Source organism: Ochrobactrum sp. AP1BH01-1 (assembly GCF_018066705.1).
In the GTDB taxonomy this organism is placed as follows: domain Bacteria; phylum Pseudomonadota; class Alphaproteobacteria; order Rhizobiales; family Rhizobiaceae; genus Brucella.
This window is the reverse complement of record NZ_JAGPOU010000005.1, coordinates 58,322-74,663: the sequence shown is the minus strand read 5'-3', so window position 1 is coordinate 74,663 and position 16,342 is coordinate 58,322. Positions and strand designations below refer to the sequence as shown.

Sequence of the window (16,342 nt, the reverse complement as noted above, 5' to 3'; positions counted from 1 at the left end):
TCACAAACCTCAAGCGTTGGCGGGATTGTTGATCGCCCAATTCCACGGACGCACGGTCACATCCTGGAACAGACCTGCCAGTGCATAGGGATCGTTGGCCGCGATCTTTTCTGCCGCCGCCTTGTCAGCGGCTTCGACAACCACCAGACTGCCGTTTGGCTTGCCATCTTCGCCGAGGAAGGGGCCTGCGAACTTCAGCCCGTCACCAAGACCCTTGAGATAGTCGAGATGCGCAGGGCGCGTATCGAGGCGCACTTGCAGATGGTCCGGCTTGTCGTTGCACAGAAGGGCAAAAAGCATCGTCTAGTCCTCTAATCTTCGGTCTTGAGTGGTCGATTGAGCAGAGCCGTCACGGCTTCGTCAATGGTGATCGTACCGTCAAGCAGCGCACCCGTCGCATCGATGATGGGCGCGGAAATAGCGTGCTTGCGGCATAATTCGGCAGCAATCGGCGCAGTGGCCACGCCTTCGGCGAGCGGACGATTGGTGAGGTCTTCTCCGCGTCCCAACGCCAACCCATAGGAATAATTTCGCGACTGGCAAGACGAGCAGGTCAGCATCAGGTCGCCGAGGCCGGAAAGCCCCATGATGGTTTCAGGTCTTGCCCCCATGGCCTGACCGATCCGGCGCAGCTCGGCAAACCCGCGCGTGACGAGTGCGGCCTGTGCGCTGGCGCCAAAGCCGCGCCCGACGGCAGCGCCGGCGGCAATGGCCAGAACATTTTTCAAGGCACCGCCGATTTCGACGCCCTTTAGATCTGTTGTCGAATAGCACCGGAAAGCGGGGCCTGACAAAAGTGCTGCGAGCTGATCGGCGATTGCCGCATCCTCGCAGGCAACGGTTACGGCGGTTGGAAGTCCGCGCGCGACATCCGTTGCAAAACTCGGACCGGAAAGCGCGGCAATCCGATGGTCCGGCAGGACTTCGGCCACGACTTCCGACATCAGCCGTCCCGTACTGCGCTCGATACCCTTCGCGCAGAGCACCACAGGTGCACTTTGCGGAATGAGGCTGCTCAATTGCGCCAGCCCGCCGCGCATGGCTTGTGCCGGAATGACCGCCAGAACGGCATCTGCGCCCTCGACGACAGCGGCGACGTCCGTGCTTGCGTTGAGAGCGGATGGAAGCTCGATCTCGCCCAGATAACGCGGATTGCGGTGTGTTTGATTGATGGCTTCGACTGTTTCGTCGTCGCGGGCATAAAGCCATGTGTCGTGGCCGCTGCTGCACGTCATCGTTGCCAGAGCTGTGCCCCAGGCGCCGCCACCCAGAATGGCGATCTTGCTAGTTTTTCCGCTCATGCCCCGACCGCTCATGCCTTCGCTCCACGTCGTCCGGTTCCAATCACCGGCGCCGACTTCTCGTCAAGCGGCCAGCGCGAGCGCGGTGCCAGACTGAGCGAATCGGGAGCCTCGGTTGCTGCCCGTTCCGCACCAGCCCAGGCGATCATCGCGGCATTGTCGGTGCACAGATCAAGCGGTGGGGCAATGAAGCTGAAACCATGCCGGGCGCAAAGATTTTCGAGCGCAGCACGCAACGTCTTGTTAGCCGCAACCCCACCGGCAACGACAAGCGCCGGCGTTTCACAATCGGGAAACTCATTTCTGAAACGTTCGAGCGAACGACCCACCCGGTCGGACAGCGTATCGGCGACCGCCGCCTGAAACGAGGCGCAGATGTCGGCAACGTCCTGATCCGACAGCGGCACCAATTCGGTGGCCGTCTGGCGCACCGCCGTCTTGAGGCCGGAAAAGGAAAAATCAAGCCGTGCTTCGCCTTTCAGTGGGCGCGGCAGCGCGAATCGCTTCGGATCGCCCTCAAGCGCCATGCGTTCCACGGCGGGGCCACCGGGATAAGGAAGACCCAGTAGCTTTGCTGTCTTGTCAAAAGCTTCGCCCAGCGCATCGTCAATCGTGGTGCCAAGGCGTTCATAGTCGCCGATGCCGCGTACCAGCACCATCTGCGTGTGGCCGCCGGAAACGAGCAGCAACAGATAGGGGAATGGCAAGCCGTCAGTCAGCCGCGCCGTCAAGGCATGGCCCTCCAGATGATTGACGGCATAAAACGGCTTTTGTGCCGCCATGGCCAATGCCTTGGCGGTCATCAGCCCGACGATCAGCCCGCCGATCAGCCCCGGTCCCGCCGTGGCCGCAATCGCATCGACATCGGCAAGCTTCATGTTGGCATCGTCCAGCGCGCGGGCAACCAGCCGGTCCAGCGCTTCGACATGGGCGCGTGCGGCAATCTCCGGCACCACGCCGCCATAGGGTTCATGCTCGGCGATCTGGCTCAGAACCACATTGGACAGAATCCGTCCTTCGCCCTGATCGTCCCGTTCGACGATTGCGGCGGCTGTTTCGTCGCAACTTGTTTCTATTCCAAGAATGCGCATTTGCGGTTAGACCCTGCCTGTCTCATAATTCATTGAAAAATCCGGTACCATGGACGGCGCAATATGCAAACAGCATCCTTGAAGAATGGCACGTTGAAGATAGGCACGCGGGGCAGCAAGCTTGCTCTCGCCCAGGCTTACGAGACACGTCGCCGCCTGATGGAGGCGCATGATCTGCCGGAAGAGGCCATCGAAATCATTCCCATGTCGACGGCTGGCGACCGCATTCAGGATCGCGCGCTTTCCGAAATCGGCGGCAAGGGGCTCTTTACCGAAGAAATCGAGCAGGCGCTGACGGACGCTCGAATCGATCTTGCCGTCCATTCGACCAAGGATATGCCGACGGTTCTGCCCGATGGTCTTCATCTTTCCGTTTTCCTTGAGCGTGAAGATCCGCGCGATGCCTTCATCGGCCGCACGGCTTCCCGTCTTCTCGACTTGCCGCAGGGCGCGACGGTCGGATCGTCCTCATTGCGTCGTCAGGCGTTGATCCGCCGCCTTCGTCCTGACATTCAGGTGGTGATTTTCCGCGGAAATGTCGATACCCGTTTGCGCAAGCTGGAAGCCGGGGAAGTCGACGGGACGTTTCTCGCCTGCGCCGGATTGCGACGTTTGGGCCTTGGCGATGTCATTACCGATCTGGCCGATCCGGAAAGCTTTCCGCCCGCGCCGGGACAAGGTGCCATCGGCATCGAAACCCGTATCGGGGATACCCGCATCGATGCGCTGCTGGCGCCGCTCGCGCATCGCGAGACAAGCATAGCCCTTGCCTGCGAACGGGCATTTCTGGCTGCCCTTGACGGTTCCTGCCGTACGCCGATTGCCGGGCTTGCCACAGTCAATGGCGATATGGTTTCATTCCACGGCATGATCTTGAAGCCGGACGGGTCGGAGGCACATGAGATAAGAGCGGAAGGTGCGGTATCGAATGCCGCCGCACTGGGCAGCGAAGCCGCAGAGCAACTGCGCGCCAAGGCCGGTCCGCGGTTTTTCGAAGGTTGGGAGTAGACTTGCCGGGGCGGGAACAACCCATTTCGCTCGGTCGCGTTCTGGTGACGCGGCCACAGCCGGCTGGCTCCGCGACTGCCGCAAAACTGACGTCGAGGGGCTATGAGCCCGTTCTGCTTCCGCTGAGCCGAACTGTTGCGCTTCTCTTCGCTTTCCCCGATGGCCCGTTCGCGGCTTTAACAGTGACGAGCGCCAATGCCTTTCGCCATATAGACATGGAACGGCTGAAGCCGTTCCTTAGTCTGCCGCTCTTTGCTGTCGGACAGGGAACAGCGCAGGCGGCACGGAAGGCCGGATTCGGGCAAGTGATCGACGGCGGCGGCGATGCGGTTCGCCTGGCGGCGACCATGCAGCGTGATCTTCCCGAAGGATCCCGCGTTCTTTATCTCGCCGGGCGGGTGCGCCAGCCGGTTTTTGAAGATGAGATGCGGGCCGCTAAACTCGATATGCATGTCGTTGATGTCTATGATAGCGAGACGATTGCCCATACGAGCGCGGCGCTTCAAAATGCACTGGGTGATACGCCTTTTGCCGCAGTCATGCTTTATTCCGGCGTTGCGGCGACGAGCTTTGTGGAAGCAATGCGCGAAATCGAACCGCCTTTTGATGAGAAAACGCGTTTTCTGTGCATTTCCGCCCGTGTAGCAGACCGGTTGCCGCCGCTCTGGCGGGCAAATGCGCTTGTTGCAGACCATCCGGATGAAGAAGGACTTTTCCGGCTGTTTGCCAAACTTTGACTCATTTTGGCGCAACCTTCCTTCATCTGGCGATTTTATCTGCTAGAGTCTGAGGCAACCAATCGGTACTTTCGAGAGGATCCATGGCGAAATCCGGCACTCCGCGACATTCCAAACCGGCCCGTAATCCTGTGACGATCAATCTCGATCCATCGGATGTGAAGCGGGTTGACGAAGCAGCGAAGGCGACGCCAGAGGCGGAGCCGGTGGGAAATTTTCCAGAATCCGGGAGCCCAAAGCCGGAAGCCGCAAAGCCGGTGCCGCCCAAGACGGAATCAACATCCGCCGAAAAAACCGCGAAAGCGGAAAAGCCGGAAAGTTCCACTTATGCCAAGCCGCCCTTTACCTCAGGTGTGAAACCAGAAACCCAGCAGCCTGTCCAAAAGGGCAGTGCGGGTGCGTCGCATCTTCTGGCTGGTGTTGCGGGTGGTGTTATCGCGCTTGGCGGTTTGCTGGCGCTGCAATGGGGTAATGTCATTCCCTCTCCGGGCGCGAAAGTGACGGCGGAACAGCTGGCGCATATGGAACAGCAGATCGCCGATTTGCGGAGCAATCCGACGCCTGCGCCGCTCGACGATGCGAGCCGTGCGCAGCTTGCGGCACTGGAAAAGAATGTGCAGGCAGCCGAAATCAAGGCGGAGGCAGTCGCAGGTTCCTTCGACGATCTCCAGCAGCAAGTGGCAGCCTTGCCAAAGGAAGCAGGACAGCAAGCCGCAGCGGATACCACCGCCCTGACCGAGCGGCTTGATGCACTGGAGAGCAAGCTTTCAGCGGCGCAAAACAGGGCCGATGAGGCGACAGCCGGAGTCACGGGAAACACCGGCACGATTTCATCGCTCGAATCGAAACTGACCTCCTTGCAGGAAAAGGTCACTCAGGCTTCTCGCCAGCCCGACGCGACGGTGCTGATAGCGGCCAATGCATTGAAAATGGCGATTGATCGCGGCGGCTCGTTCAAGGCTGAACTGGACACCTATGCGTCAATTGCGCCGGATGAGGGATCCATCGAACGGTTGCGTAGCTTTGCGGATAAGGGGGTTCCGACCGTCGCTGACCTGAATGCTTGGTTCGGTGCCGTCGCAAACCGGATTGTTGCGACGGAGAACAAGCTGTCTTCCGATGCCGGTATTTGGGACCAGCTTGTCGCCAGCGCAAAGGGCCTGGTGAGCGTACGCCCGGTTGCGGGCAATGTCAGCGGCGTGGGCGTCGGCCCGATTACCGCTCGTATGGAAGCGGCGCTTCAGGCCGGCGACCTGGAGCGTGCGCTCAGCGAGTGGGAACAGTTACCCGCTGATGCCAAGGCAGCCTCGCAGGAATTTGCCGACCAGATGCGGGCGAGGCGTGATGCCGATGCACTTGTGCAGCGGCTCGTCGCCGACAGCCTGAAACCCAAGGCGTCTGCGGATGAAACCGGCGGGGCTCCGGCCTCTTCCGGTCAATAGGAGGCGAGCCGATGCTGCGGGTTCTGTTCTATCTCGTCATCGTTGCTGCCCTTGGCTTCGGCTTTGCCTGGCTCGCGGACCGTCCGGGCGAACTTGATGTCACCTTTGCTGGCAACCACTACAATGTGCCGCTGATAACCGCCGTTGCGGGGATCGTTGCCATTGTCGCGGCCATTCTCATCCTGTGGTGGCTGATCAAGAGCATCATCCAGTCGCCTTATACGTTGCGCCGGCATTTCCGTGCGCGCAAGCGCGATCGGGGCTATCAGTCGCTTTCGACCGGATTGATCGCAGCTGGCGCCGGCGATGCGGAAGCAGCGCGCCGCATGACCAACCAGGCAGGCAAGTTGCTGAGTTCCGATCAGGAGCCGCTGATAAAGCTTCTTGAGGCGCAGACCGCCATGCTGGAAGGGCGCACGGAAGATGCCCGCAAGGGCTTCGAGGCGATGGTGGACGATCCCGAGACACGGTTGCTGGGCTTGCGCGGACTGTATATCGAAGCCCAGCGCGTGGGCGCTCGCGATGCCGCCCGTCATTATGCCGCGGAAGCTGCCGCCCAAGCCCCACAACTCGAATGGGCTTCGTCGGCGATGATGGGCCAGCTCTGCGCCGAGGGCGACTGGGATGCCGCGTTGAAGCTTGTCGATGCGCGCAAGCAGGCGCTTGCCCATGGCAAGGATGTGGTGAAGAAGGAGCGCGCCGCGCTTTTGACCGCCAAGGCGATGGCAGTCGTCGACGTGGATCATGCGCAGGCAAAGACGCTGGCGCTGGAGGCGAACAAGCTCGCGCCCGATCTGGTGCCCGCTGCCGTGGTTGCCGCGCGCGCGCTTTTCGCCGATGGCGATGTGCGGAAAGGCTCGAAAATTCTGGAAGCGGCGTGGAAACGTTTCCCGCATCCTGACATCGCTTCGACTTATGTCTATGCCCGGTCCGGAGATACGGCGCAGGACCGCCTGAAGCGTGCGAAGCATCTCGTATCGCTGCGCTCCAACAATGCCGAGGGCAGTCTTGCTCTGGCACGTGCGGCTTATGAGGCGGGCGATTATCGTCTTGCACGCGACAATGCCGAACAGGTTTTGCGCGCGTCGCCGCGCGAGAGTGCCTATCTTCTGCTCGCCGACATCGAGGAAGCCGAAACCGGCGATCAGGGCAAGGTTCGTGAATGGCTGGCGCGTGCCGTCAAGGCACCGCGCGACCCCGCATGGACTGCCGATGGTTATGTCTCCGCACAATGGTCGCCTGTATCGCCGGTCACTGGGCGGCTGAACAGTTTCGAGTGGAAGGTTCCTGTCGTGGAGCTGGCACCGGCTATTGAAGAGGAAAAGCCTGAAATCAAGGGGCCGGTCGAAGCGAGACAGGCCAATCAGATTGTTCTGGCCGAGCCGATTGAGAAGGCTGACACGATGGCTGCAACCGCAGGGGCAGAAAACAAGCCCTTCGTCCGCGATGTTGAGGAAGCCGAAGTTATCGTGCCTGCAGCCGAGCCGGTCAAAGCGCCCTCAGTGCCTCCGGCGCCTAAGCTCCACGAGATGAAGCCGCCTGTGGCCGATGATCCTGCGGGCGATGATGATCCACAGGAAGAGCCACACCACGCGCATATCGTGGTGGATGATCCGGGCGTCGATGAAAGCAAACCTGCGCAAAAGGCACCGGGCGGAATGCGTCTTTTCTGATCCTCCCCGCTAATCGTTGCCGAAAAACAACGCAGCGCAACTCTTGGACGGTAAACGGTTGTGTATGGTCGTTTACCGCCTTGCGCGACGTATCCAGCCCGTTACCTTCAAACTTGCTGAGAAAAATATCCCCCTGATATGGCGGCAAGCAGTGAATATGGCAGCGAGGTTGAATGTTCGATCGTCTTCTGGATTTTTTAAAGGAACTTCCGGCCAGCGGTTTTCGTGACCGGAATGAAAAATTTTCCAATGACGACCCGCGACTGGCTGCCGCCGCTCTCCTGTATCACATCATGGATGCTGACGGTGAAACGCGTGAAAGCGAGCGCAAGAAGCTCTCTTCAATGTTGTCGCTGAAATATGGTCTGAAGGGCGACAGTCTGAAGCGGCTGATCCGTGCAGCCGAAAAGGCCGACCAGGAAGCAATCGATCTGTCGGATTTCACGTCTGTTCTCAAGCGGCAGCTCGACTATCAGGCCCGTCTCGATCTGATCGGCCTGATGTGGGAAATGGTTTACGCCGACGGTAAGGTGAGCGAAGTCGAGGCAGACGTGATGTGGCGCGTGGCCGAACTGGTCGGCATCCGGCACGATGACCGGAACGCCATAGAGGATCGCATGGACAAGGCGAATCGCGGTGCCTCCGCGTCCTGACGATCCCGGATCGGGTTTCGAATAATCAGGTCCGCCCCTGCAGGTGCCGGGCCTTGCGCAATTGCGGGAACATTGCAGCCCAGGCAACGGCAACGGCGATCGATCCCAGTCCGCCGATGACAACGGCGGGAACTGCGCCGATAGCCGCAGCCATCAGACCGGCGCGGAACTCGCCCAGTTCGTTCGATGCGCCGACAAAGACCATATTCACCGCATTGACGCGACCGCGCACGTGATCGGGCGTCCACAACTGCATCAGCGTTTCCCGGATATAGACGCTGATCATGTCAGCGGCGCCCGCAAGCGCCAAGGCAACGACAGACAGCCATGTCAGGGTCGAAACGCCGAAAATGATATTGAAGAAACCGAAGAGGCCGACAAAGACGAACATCACGCGGCCAGCATGATCGCGGATCGGATGCCCGGCCAGCCAGACGGCGGTCAAAACCGCGCCGATGCCCGGAGCGGAGCGTAGCAGTCCCAGTCCCCAGGGACCGAGATCAAGGATATCGCGCGCATAAATCGGCAGCAGGGCAACTGTTCCCCCGAGGAGAACGGCGAACAGGTCGAGCGATATCGCGCCAAGGACGATCTTTTCCTTCCAGATGTAGCGAAAGCCAGCCAGCATGCTCGTCAGCGAGCGTTGCTCGGCAAGTGTGTGCTGCCTGGGCTTTGGAATGGAGAAGATCAGGACCGAACCGATCAGCAGGAAGACAGTTGCGACCGAGTAGGCTGCCACAGGCGAAATGCCGTAAAGCAGGCCGCCCGCAACCGGACCGACGATTGTCGCCACCTGCCACGCGGATGAATTCCATGAAACGGCGTTGGCAAAATCCTCAGTCGGTACGAGGTTGACAACAAGCGATGCGGAAGAAGGGCCGAGAAATGCACGCGCTACGCCAAAAAGTGTCAGTGCCGCAAAGACGGTAAGGGGCTCAAAAAGGCCTGCGAGCGTCAGACCGAGCAGCAATGCTGTCACGATGCTTTCCAGAATGAGCGAAAGGCCCATGATGAAGCGTCTGCCGAAACGGTCGGCGGCGGCACCGGTTACCAGAACGAGCAGCAGAGATGGCAGAAACTGCGCCAGCCCGACCATGCCCAGATTGAACGCGTCGCGGGTCAGATCGTAAATCTGCCAGCCGACCGACACACTGACGATCTGGACCGCAAAAGCGCTCAGGAAACGGGCGCCCCAATATTTTTTGAAGGCAGAATGCCGGAACGCTGCGTAACGATCAGCGGAAGAAGCATCGTTTGTGGGGGACATTGCTCATAACATCTGAAGCATTTCCGACAAAAGTGCGAAGCGGCCTTGCGTTGGACAATGCGTGACAACAAGAAGATGGACGTTACTTACAGCATCCTTCCCATGATCGGAACCACCTTTTGTGAACTATTTCGTAAACCGCTGCCCCAGATAATTTCGGCGCGGCCCTGAAAGCAGGAAAGGCCGGTTGAAACCGGCCTTTCCTTGTTGTTGTCGCGGGTTGTCGTTCCGGATCAATCCTTGCCGAGCAGGCCTTTCCAGATGATCGCGCCAATGGCGGCGCCGACGAGCGGTGCAACCCAGAACAGCCAGAGCTGACCGAGGGCTGCCGTTTCGGCAAAGAGAGCGACGCCGGTCGAGCGAGCCGGGTTGACCGACGTATTGGTGACCGGGATCGAAATCAGGTGGATCAGGGTCAGGCCGAGACCGATGGCAATCGGGGCAAAGCCAGCCGGAGCCAGCGAAGAGGTTGACCCCAGAATGATGATGATGAAGAAGGCGGTCAGGACGACTTCGATGAGCAGAGCTGCCATCATGCTGTAGCCGCCTGGCGAAAGCTCACCATAACCGTTCGACGCAAATCCTCCGGCGGTGAAGCCATCCTTGCCAGAAGCGATGAGGAAGAGTACGGCCGCAGCCGCGATGGCGCCCAGAACCTGCGCAACCCAATAAGGGATCAGGTCCTTGGCCGGAAGACGGCCCGCCACCATGAGACCCAACGAGACGGCGGGGTTGAAATGGCCACCGGAAATGCCGCCGACGGCATAAGCCATCGTAAGGACCGTCAGACCGAAGGCGAAGGCTACGCCAAGAAAGCCGATGCCCAGTTCAGGGAAGGCCGCAGCGAGGACTGCGCTGCCACAGCCTCCGAAAACAAGCCAGAATGTTCCGAAAAATTCAGCCGACAATTTATTCAGCATGGAAATCCCCAGGGTTGGTGTAGTGAAACTGCCGCATGCGAATCATTTAGCATGAAGCATATAATCGTCTTTTTCTTCCGACAGCCATGTTTAACTTGAAGGATGGCGTTTGTTTCCTGTGGATTCGCGCCGGTAATTCAGTAAACAAGAAGGCTATTCTTCCTATATTCGATTTTGCTTTTATATCTCTTCCTCATCGGTTTCGGTGGATTGTCAGAGTGGTCGATCGGACTTTTAAAAAGCCGCCAAACGCGTCCCGCTATATTGCGGAAAGGGACTATGGCACGTTATAAGCAAGGAGGTCGAACGGGCGACCCTCGCCAGCGCAGGAGCGATTGGCAGGTGATTTCGCGGGGCAGATTGGAGTTGTCAGCCTTGAACACTTATCGTGGAACGAAAGCGCAAAGGCTCGCTTCTGGAGCGGCCAAAGTCGTTCCGATCGTTGCAGCTCTGTCCGGCTGCACGGCGACAGCCTGGACGGAAAAGGTAAAGATCGACAGCACCCCGATGCCGACTGAATGCACTGGCTGGCAGAAGATAGACCTCAAACAGCGCACGACACTGGTTCTCCTGCGTGAAGATCCGCGCCTTGTGGTCGAAATCGACTCGCACAATCTCAAGGGTCGCAATCTCGGCTGCTGGCAGTAGCCAAACACGTCAGGCCGGGATTTATGGGCCGCGCCTGCTAAGCCCGGTTCGCCAGTCGAACGTCAACTTTTTCGATTGTACCGCGCAGGGCAGGCAGCATCGTCTCGAAGTCGATATATCCGCCAGGTTTCAGCAACATTTTTCCCGAATCCACGCGGCGTTCGCGTTTGCTGCCGTCGCTATAGGTGATCATGACGATCAGCGGCGGCGCAGCGCGTTCCTCGGATGTGGTGTTTCGGATACGGCCACCGACACTCAAGACATCACCCTTGTCGTGTATTCCGACACTGGTTTTCAGATCGGTAAGCTGAAGCGCCGAAACCAGCGGCAGCATAGGCTGTCCGCCGGCGAGGGGCTTTTCGGCGAGCAGTGCGTATCCGCCCGCCATCCAGAAAGCGGTGGTCGCGCAAAGTGCGACGAAGACCCAATATCCGAAACCCGGCCATTCGCTGGCCGAACCTGTTTCCGACACGAGGTTGCGCGATACGAACGGCTTTTCTGCAATGTCAGAGGAGCAGTATTTCCTTTTAGGTGAAGGCGGAACGATGGTTTCGAATTCGGCATCCTCGACGGGGCCGGCATCCGAAGCAAACCATGCGGTCGGGCGGCTTTCGCGCGAAGCTGTACGCGACATATGCGCTGCCGATGGTCGTTTCGCCATCATGACGTCATCTTCCTTTGCGTTTTTCGCCCCTTCGACCAGTGCCGCATACTCGTCTGTAATGGTTAACGTTTCATGGGCGCAGCTTCGTTCGGAGCTTTTTTGAAGCCTGTGAGGCGGGTTTTTAACTCAACATTAACCATAGAGGATAAAGGTCGATCTGATGTCGATGCATCCGTTCGTCTTCAAACGCGCGGACAATTGAAGAGAAACAGCCCGGTGATACGTTTCGAGAATGTCGGCCTGCGATATGGAATGGGTCCTGAAATCCTGCGCGATGTCAGTTTCCATATTCCGCCGCGTTCATTCCAGTTTCTGACCGGCCCTTCCGGGGCGGGAAAAACTTCGCTCATGCGCCTTCTGTTCATGGCGCTGAAGCCGACGCGCGGCCTTATCAATATTTTCGGCAAGGACGTCGCGCGGCTCAATCATGCGGAGATTCCACTTCTACGCCGTCGCATCGGCATCGTGTTTCAGGATTTTCGCCTGCTCGACCATATGACCACCTATGAGAATGTGGCGCTCCCGCTGCGGGTGCGTGGAAAGGAAGAGGCTACCTACCGTCACGAGGTGGAAGAGCTTCTCCACTGGGTCGGGCTCGGCGATCGCATGAATGTGCTGCCGCCGGTTCTTTCCGGCGGTGAAAAGCAGCGTGCCGCAATTGCCCGGGCGCTTATCGATCAGCCGGAACTGCTTCTGGCGGACGAGCCGACCGGTAATGTCGACCCGCCGCTCGCAAAGCGTCTCCTGCGCCTTTTCACCGAGCTGAACCGGTCGGGCACGGCCGTCATTATCGCGACACACGACCTTTCCCTGATGGATCAGGTCGATGCGCGGCGCATGATCCTCGAACATGGGCGGCTCGACATCTATGATTGATGCAAAGAACGCCTTGCAACGTAAGCTCGATGATGTCCGGGTGCGCCTGGAAGACCTCAAGGACATGCTGCTTGTCCGTATCGGCAAGCGCCGGAAACGTCAGGGACCGAGCCCGATTGTGCCCGATGGTAGTGTTACGGGCACCGCGCTTGTCATCGTGATCGCCATCATGACCTTTCTGGCATGCCTGACGATGGGAGGCGTGACGCTGGTTCGCGCCTCGGCCGCAGCCTGGCAGAGCCAGATCGCGCGTGAAGCCACGATTCAGATCAGGCCAGTCGATGGCCAGGATATGGAAAAGGCGCTGGCTCAGGCCAGCGAGATCGCCCGCGGTTTTGCTGGCGTCAAAGGCACGAGCATCATCGATAAGGATGCGACTGCGCGGCTGCTCGAACCATGGCTCGGCAGCGGCCTGAATATCGATGAACTGCCCGTGCCGCGCCTTGTCGTCGTTACCATTGACGAAAATGCACCGCCTGATTTTGAAACCATGCGCGCTGAAATCACACGCGCAATTCCGGCTGCGACTTTCGATGATCATCGCACCTGGGTCGACAGGCTTGTCTCCATGGCGCATACGACGGTGTTCGTGGGGACGGGCGTTCTCTCGCTTGTGGTCGCGGCGACCGTCTTAACCGTGATCTTTGCCACGCGGGGCGCAATGTCTGGCAACGGACATATTATCGAGGTGCTGCATTTCATAGGCGCGGAATCGAAATTTGTGGCGCGCGAGTTCGAATGGCATTTCTTCCGCACGGCATTGAAGGGAGCTCTGTGCGGCGGAGCTGCTGCGATGCTGGTGTTCCTGATCTTTTCCTGGTGGGCATCGAGCCATATGGCGACGCCCGAAGGCGATCAGGCGGCGGCCATGTTCGGCAACTTCGCTATCGGACGCAGCGGCTATATCGGTGCTGCCGTCATCATCATTCTGGTCAGTTTCCTGACCATGCTGACCAGCCGCCTGACGGTGATCCGCCAGCTTGCAACTATGGACGGTCCGGGGGTGCGCTCCGAATGAAGACCTTTTCCGATACGGGCGCTTTCAAGCCACGATTTTCGGCTGCTTCTCCGACTTCTCGCCGCAATGCTGGCTATGATGGAAGAAGAGATGATATGCGAATCCCGCGAGCGCTATCGGGCGGGCACCGGTCAAATAACGATGCAGTGGCACAGAGGCAGACAGCAAACGGACTTAGTACAGGGGATGTCGTCTGGCGCCGGCGTCGGAACAGCGTTTCCCTGCAATCCTTTACAGTTGCATCCCGCAATTTCCTGTGGTCTGTCATGATGCGCATGTTCAGACGTTTCCAGCCTGTTTCCATCATTCTGTTTATCATTCTTCTGGTGTTCCTCGTCGGATTCGTTGTGTTCGGCGAGAAGGTCACCAGCATGCAGCCTCCGTCTATCGATGAGCCTGCCGATGCGATCATCGTTCTGACCGGCGGCCAGTCCCGAATTCAGGCTGCGGTCGATCTTCTGAAAGACAAGCGTGGAAAGCGGCTTTTGATAAGCGGCGTTCATCCGTCGACCAACGAAAAGGTGCTGCAGCGCACCACACATGCCGATCAAAGCCTGTTCGACTGCTGCGTCGATCTCGACCGGTCGGCGCTCAACACCGTCGGCAATGCCGCGGAAAGCGAACGCTGGATCCGTACCAATAATTATCGCCGCGTAATCCTGGTCACCAACAACTACCATATTCCGCGCAGCACGCTGGAAATGTCCTATCTCATGAAGGATGTGGAATTCATCCCCTATCCGGTGGTGAGCGGGGAGCGTCGCGAACATAGCTGGGTGGCTGAAGGCGATACGTTGCGCGTGCTCTTCATCGAATATGTGAAATATCTGGGCGCCGCCGTGCGTGTTGGCACGAGCGAGCTGTTTGGAACACAGCCCAGGCAGAGCGCGACGGCGGGGAGCTGATCTCTCGTACGGATTACAATTTCCTGATGGAAATGCCCGATCTTCCTGATATATCGGTGCCGAAGCTTTCTGAAGAAAGTCCAGAATTCGCGCGTGTTCGTTTTCCGGAAGCCGGGAACGAAAATGCTTTAGCCAGGGTCTCCGCCGACTGATGCTTCTCTACCTGCGCTCTATCCTGTTCAATGCGGCGTTTTATATCTGCACGCTGGTCCAGATGATCGTCTACACGCCCTTTTATTTCCTGTTGCCCCGCAAGAAGGCCTGGATCGTGCCGAAGCTGTGGGCGCGGGTCAATCTCTGGCTGCAGAGGCACATTGCCGGCACCGACTATGTTGTCGACGGATTGGAGAATATCCCCGAAGGTGCCTATATCTGCGCCCCGAAGCACCAATCCGCCTGGGATACCTATGCTTTCCTGCCCTATCTCGATGATCCGGTGCTGATCCTGAAGCGGGAACTGATGCGCATCCCGCTTTTCGGCTGGTATATCGCCAAGATGCAGATGATCCCGGTCGATCGCGGTTCACGCGTCAAGGCGTTGCACTCCATCACCACGGGAGCGGAAAAGGCGATTGCGGAAGGGCGCCAGATTCTCATTTATCCCGAGGGCACGCGCCGGGCGCCGGGCGCTCCGCCACAATATAAGTACGGCATCGTTCATCTCTACGAAGCGCTCAATATTCCGGTTGTCCCGATCGCGCATAATGCAGGCCTCTACTGGCCGCGCCGCAAGTTCCTGCGTTATCCAGGAACCATTCGCGCCCGCATTCTGCCGCCCATTCCGCCAGGCCTGCCGAAAGAAGAATTCCTCAAGAGATTGATCGAAACGACGGAAACGGCCTGCGACGAATTCCTGATCGCCGCCAGCCGAGATCCCAATCCTCCCCCGATGCCGCCGACAGCCGTTCAACGACTGAACGAACTCGGCGTTTAACCCTCACAGCATGTTAACGGCCTGATCACGTTCAATTGCGTTGCGAGAACGACAATTCGCCGCGTTTTCTAGAACTTTCGTTTTTCTTGCGTGCAACCTTGAAACCCGTTATCAGAGCCCGACACGAAAGGACACATCATGAATATTGATGCCATCTCCATCGGCTCCAATCCTCCTGAAGACGTCAACGTCATCATTGAAGTGCCTGTCGGCGGCCAGCCGATCAAGTACGAGATGGACAAGAAGGCCGGCGCTCTCATCGTCGACCGCTTCCTTTATACGCCAATGACCTATCCGGGCAATTACGGCTTCGTGCCGCATACGCTTTCGGAAGATGGCGATCCGATTGACGTCCTCGTCTGCAACACCCGTCCGCTGGTTCCCGGCTGCGTGATCAATGTCCGCCCGATCGGCGTTCTGGTCATGGAAGACAATTCCGGCAAGGACGAGAAGATCATCGCTGTGCCGTCGCCGCACCTGACGCGCCGCTACGAGAAGATCCACGACTATACCGATATGCCGGAGATCACTCTGAAGCAGATCGCGCACTTCTTCGAGCACTACAAGGATCTGGAACCCGGCAAGTGGGTCAAGATCGGTGACTGGGGCGACGAAGATTACGCACGCAAGTTCATCGTCGAAGCTATCGAACGCGCCAAGAACAAGTAAGCGGCAGCTTCTCGATCCGTCTAGACAAAAGCGCCCGGCAATGTCCGGGCGCTATTGTTTTCAGAGCGCATCCCGAAAAGTGCGAAGCGGTTTTCGGAACAAGGTGCGCGGAAAAACAAATGGAGCGGTTCCGGCGACTCCGTTTTAAGCGGAGCCGCTCTATTGATGCGCTTAAAGGAAAAGCGGCAGCAGCGTCGTCCACATGAACTGGCGGATGAAGAAGATAATCAGCAGCAGGATGATCGGTGAAATATCGATGCCGCCAAGATTGGGCAGAAGATTGCGGATAGGCCGCAAAGCAGGTTCCGTTACCTTGTAGAGGAACTCACCGATTGAGGCCACAAACCGGTTGCCGGAATTGACGACATTGAACGCATAGAGCCACGAGAAGATGGCACTCGCAATAATGATATAGGTGTAGATATCAAGCGCCAGATCAATGGTGCGGAACAATGCGATCATGGAGGCCTCCTTGGCAATTGGCGGAGATGTAGCGGTTGCATCGGGCAAGAACAAGGGCTGAGCACCGAACGCTG

Annotated in this window: 18 protein-coding genes; 11 read left to right on the top strand and 7 right to left on the bottom strand. The window is 58.6% G+C overall.

Annotation, left to right across the window (positions count from 1 at the left end; translation table 11 throughout):
• Nucleotides 1-9 precede the first annotated feature (9 nt).
• Genes J9800_RS18200 through tsaD form a run of 3 tightly spaced genes read right to left on the bottom strand, consistent with a single transcriptional unit; the run spans nucleotide 10 to nucleotide 2,392 of the window.
• A complete protein-coding gene (locus J9800_RS18200; protein WP_104755016.1) occupies nucleotides 10-300 on the bottom strand; it encodes a YciI-like protein in 291 nt (96 codons plus the stop codon).
• A gap of 11 nt (nucleotides 301-311) precedes the next feature.
• Nucleotides 312-1,301 (bottom strand): NAD(P)H-dependent glycerol-3-phosphate dehydrogenase, encoded by a 990-nt coding sequence (locus J9800_RS18195; protein ID WP_114214660.1) that lies wholly within the window; start codon nucleotides 1,299-1,301, stop codon nucleotides 312-314.
• 11 nt (nucleotides 1,302-1,312) lie between these two features.
• A complete protein-coding gene (tsaD, locus tag J9800_RS18190) occupies nucleotides 1,313-2,392 on the bottom strand; it encodes a tRNA (adenosine(37)-N6)-threonylcarbamoyltransferase complex transferase subunit TsaD (protein ID WP_114214570.1) in 1,080 nt (359 codons plus the stop codon).
• A 63-nt stretch (nucleotides 2,393-2,455) separates the two neighbouring features.
• Between tsaD and hemC the strand changes: the two genes are divergently transcribed.
• The 5 genes from hemC to J9800_RS18165 all read left to right on the top strand — a co-directional run bounded on the left by hemC (nucleotide 2,456) and on the right by J9800_RS18165 (nucleotide 7,905).
• Nucleotides 2,456-3,400, top strand: coding sequence for a hydroxymethylbilane synthase (gene hemC / locus J9800_RS18185; protein WP_114214571.1), 945 nt, complete (start codon nucleotides 2,456-2,458; stop codon nucleotides 3,398-3,400).
• A 2-nt stretch (nucleotides 3,401-3,402) separates the two neighbouring features.
• The gene (locus J9800_RS18180) at nucleotides 3,403-4,137 is read left to right on the top strand and encodes a uroporphyrinogen-III synthase (protein WP_114214572.1); all 735 of its coding nucleotides are present in this window, start codon (nucleotides 3,403-3,405) and stop codon (nucleotides 4,135-4,137) included.
• Between the two features lie 83 nt (nucleotides 4,138-4,220).
• Complete coding sequence (locus J9800_RS18175) at nucleotides 4,221-5,579, top strand: COG4223 family protein (protein WP_114214573.1); 1,359 nt, start codon at nucleotides 4,221-4,223, stop codon at nucleotides 5,577-5,579.
• Nucleotides 5,580-5,590: 11 nt separating this feature from the next.
• Nucleotides 5,591-7,252 (top strand): heme biosynthesis protein HemY, encoded by a 1,662-nt coding sequence (locus J9800_RS18170; RefSeq protein ID WP_114214574.1) that lies wholly within the window; start codon nucleotides 5,591-5,593, stop codon nucleotides 7,250-7,252.
• A gap of 173 nt (nucleotides 7,253-7,425) precedes the next feature.
• Nucleotides 7,426-7,905: a tellurite resistance TerB family protein gene (locus tag J9800_RS18165; protein ID WP_114214575.1), complete on the top strand. Its 480-nt coding sequence runs from the start codon at nucleotides 7,426-7,428 to the stop codon at nucleotides 7,903-7,905.
• A gap of 25 nt (nucleotides 7,906-7,930) precedes the next feature.
• On the opposite strand, the gene J9800_RS18160 is transcribed toward J9800_RS18165, so the two are convergent.
• Nucleotides 7,931-9,172 (bottom strand): MFS transporter, encoded by a 1,242-nt coding sequence (locus J9800_RS18160; RefSeq protein WP_114214576.1) that lies wholly within the window; start codon nucleotides 9,170-9,172, stop codon nucleotides 7,931-7,933.
• Between the two features lie 233 nt (nucleotides 9,173-9,405).
• A complete protein-coding gene (gene aqpZ, locus J9800_RS18155; protein ID WP_112586614.1) occupies nucleotides 9,406-10,092 on the bottom strand; it encodes an aquaporin Z in 687 nt (228 codons plus the stop codon).
• A 375-nt stretch (nucleotides 10,093-10,467) separates the two neighbouring features.
• On the opposite strand from aqpZ, the gene J9800_RS18150 reads away from it, so the two are divergent.
• A complete protein-coding gene (locus J9800_RS18150) occupies nucleotides 10,468-10,740 on the top strand; it encodes a hypothetical protein (RefSeq protein WP_112586953.1) in 273 nt (90 codons plus the stop codon).
• A gap of 37 nt (nucleotides 10,741-10,777) precedes the next feature.
• Here J9800_RS18150 and J9800_RS18145 read toward each other — a convergent pair whose 3' ends face one another.
• Complete coding sequence (locus tag J9800_RS18145; RefSeq protein WP_114214577.1) at nucleotides 10,778-11,404, bottom strand: hypothetical protein; 627 nt, start codon at nucleotides 11,402-11,404, stop codon at nucleotides 10,778-10,780.
• Nucleotides 11,405-11,656: 252 nt separating this feature from the next.
• On the opposite strand from J9800_RS18145, the gene ftsE reads away from it, so the two are divergent.
• The 5 genes from ftsE (at nucleotide 11,657) to ppa (ending at nucleotide 15,806) form a co-directional block, all read left to right on the top strand.
• Nucleotides 11,657-12,280, top strand: a complete 624-nt coding sequence (ftsE, locus tag J9800_RS18140; RefSeq protein ID WP_235925422.1) for a cell division ATP-binding protein FtsE — start codon at nucleotides 11,657-11,659, stop codon at nucleotides 12,278-12,280.
• Complete coding sequence (locus tag J9800_RS18135) at nucleotides 12,273-13,298, top strand: cell division protein FtsX (RefSeq protein WP_286167400.1); 1,026 nt, start codon at nucleotides 12,273-12,275, stop codon at nucleotides 13,296-13,298. The genes ftsE and J9800_RS18135 overlap by 8 nt, the downstream gene beginning before the upstream one ends.
• On the top strand, nucleotides 13,295-14,203 hold the full coding sequence (locus tag J9800_RS18130; protein WP_112586608.1) for a YdcF family protein: 909 nt from the start codon (nucleotides 13,295-13,297) through the stop codon (nucleotides 14,201-14,203). The genes J9800_RS18135 and J9800_RS18130 overlap by 4 nt, the downstream gene beginning before the upstream one ends.
• Before the next feature lie 151 nt (nucleotides 14,204-14,354).
• The gene (locus J9800_RS18125; RefSeq protein ID WP_112586606.1) at nucleotides 14,355-15,137 is read left to right on the top strand and encodes a lysophospholipid acyltransferase family protein; all 783 of its coding nucleotides are present in this window, start codon (nucleotides 14,355-14,357) and stop codon (nucleotides 15,135-15,137) included.
• A 138-nt stretch (nucleotides 15,138-15,275) separates the two neighbouring features.
• The gene (ppa, locus tag J9800_RS18120) at nucleotides 15,276-15,806 is read left to right on the top strand and encodes an inorganic diphosphatase (protein WP_006467934.1); all 531 of its coding nucleotides are present in this window, start codon (nucleotides 15,276-15,278) and stop codon (nucleotides 15,804-15,806) included.
• A gap of 171 nt (nucleotides 15,807-15,977) precedes the next feature.
• On the opposite strand, the gene J9800_RS18115 is transcribed toward ppa, so the two are convergent.
• The gene (locus J9800_RS18115) at nucleotides 15,978-16,268 is read right to left on the bottom strand and encodes a YggT family protein (RefSeq protein ID WP_112592804.1); all 291 of its coding nucleotides are present in this window, start codon (nucleotides 16,266-16,268) and stop codon (nucleotides 15,978-15,980) included.
• Nucleotides 16,269-16,342: the final 74 nt, after the last annotated feature.

Excerpts from the sequence above, each read along its gene's own strand:
- J9800_RS18200 (WP_104755016.1), bottom strand. The coding sequence starts at position 300 with ATGCTTTTTGCCCTTCTGTGCAACGACAAGCCGGACCATCTGCAAGTG.
- J9800_RS18195 (WP_114214660.1), bottom strand. The coding sequence starts at position 1,301 with ATGAGCGGAAAAACTAGCAAGATCGCCATTCTGGGTGGCGGCGCCTGG.
- tsaD (WP_114214570.1), bottom strand. The coding sequence starts at position 2,392 with ATGCGCATTCTTGGAATAGAAACAAGTTGCGACGAAACAGCCGCCGCA.
- hemC (WP_114214571.1), top strand. The coding sequence starts at position 2,456 with ATGCAAACAGCATCCTTGAAGAATGGCACGTTGAAGATAGGCACGCGG.
- J9800_RS18175 (WP_114214573.1), top strand. The coding sequence starts at position 4,221 with ATGGCGAAATCCGGCACTCCGCGACATTCCAAACCGGCCCGTAATCCT.
- J9800_RS18170 (WP_114214574.1), top strand. The coding sequence starts at position 5,591 with ATGCTGCGGGTTCTGTTCTATCTCGTCATCGTTGCTGCCCTTGGCTTC.
- J9800_RS18165 (WP_114214575.1), top strand. The coding sequence starts at position 7,426 with ATGTTCGATCGTCTTCTGGATTTTTTAAAGGAACTTCCGGCCAGCGGT.
- J9800_RS18160 (WP_114214576.1), bottom strand. The coding sequence starts at position 9,172 with ATGTCCCCCACAAACGATGCTTCTTCCGCTGATCGTTACGCAGCGTTC.
- aqpZ (WP_112586614.1), bottom strand. The coding sequence starts at position 10,092 with ATGCTGAATAAATTGTCGGCTGAATTTTTCGGAACATTCTGGCTTGTT.
- J9800_RS18145 (WP_114214577.1), bottom strand. The coding sequence starts at position 11,404 with ATGATGGCGAAACGACCATCGGCAGCGCATATGTCGCGTACAGCTTCG.
- ftsE (WP_235925422.1), top strand. The coding sequence starts at position 11,657 with ATGGGTCCTGAAATCCTGCGCGATGTCAGTTTCCATATTCCGCCGCGT.
- J9800_RS18135 (WP_286167400.1), top strand. The coding sequence starts at position 12,273 with ATGATTGATGCAAAGAACGCCTTGCAACGTAAGCTCGATGATGTCCGG.
- J9800_RS18130 (WP_112586608.1), top strand. The coding sequence starts at position 13,295 with ATGAAGACCTTTTCCGATACGGGCGCTTTCAAGCCACGATTTTCGGCT.
- J9800_RS18125 (WP_112586606.1), top strand. The coding sequence starts at position 14,355 with ATGCTTCTCTACCTGCGCTCTATCCTGTTCAATGCGGCGTTTTATATC.
- ppa (WP_006467934.1), top strand. The coding sequence starts at position 15,276 with ATGAATATTGATGCCATCTCCATCGGCTCCAATCCTCCTGAAGACGTC.
- J9800_RS18115 (WP_112592804.1), bottom strand. The coding sequence starts at position 16,268 with ATGATCGCATTGTTCCGCACCATTGATCTGGCGCTTGATATCTACACC.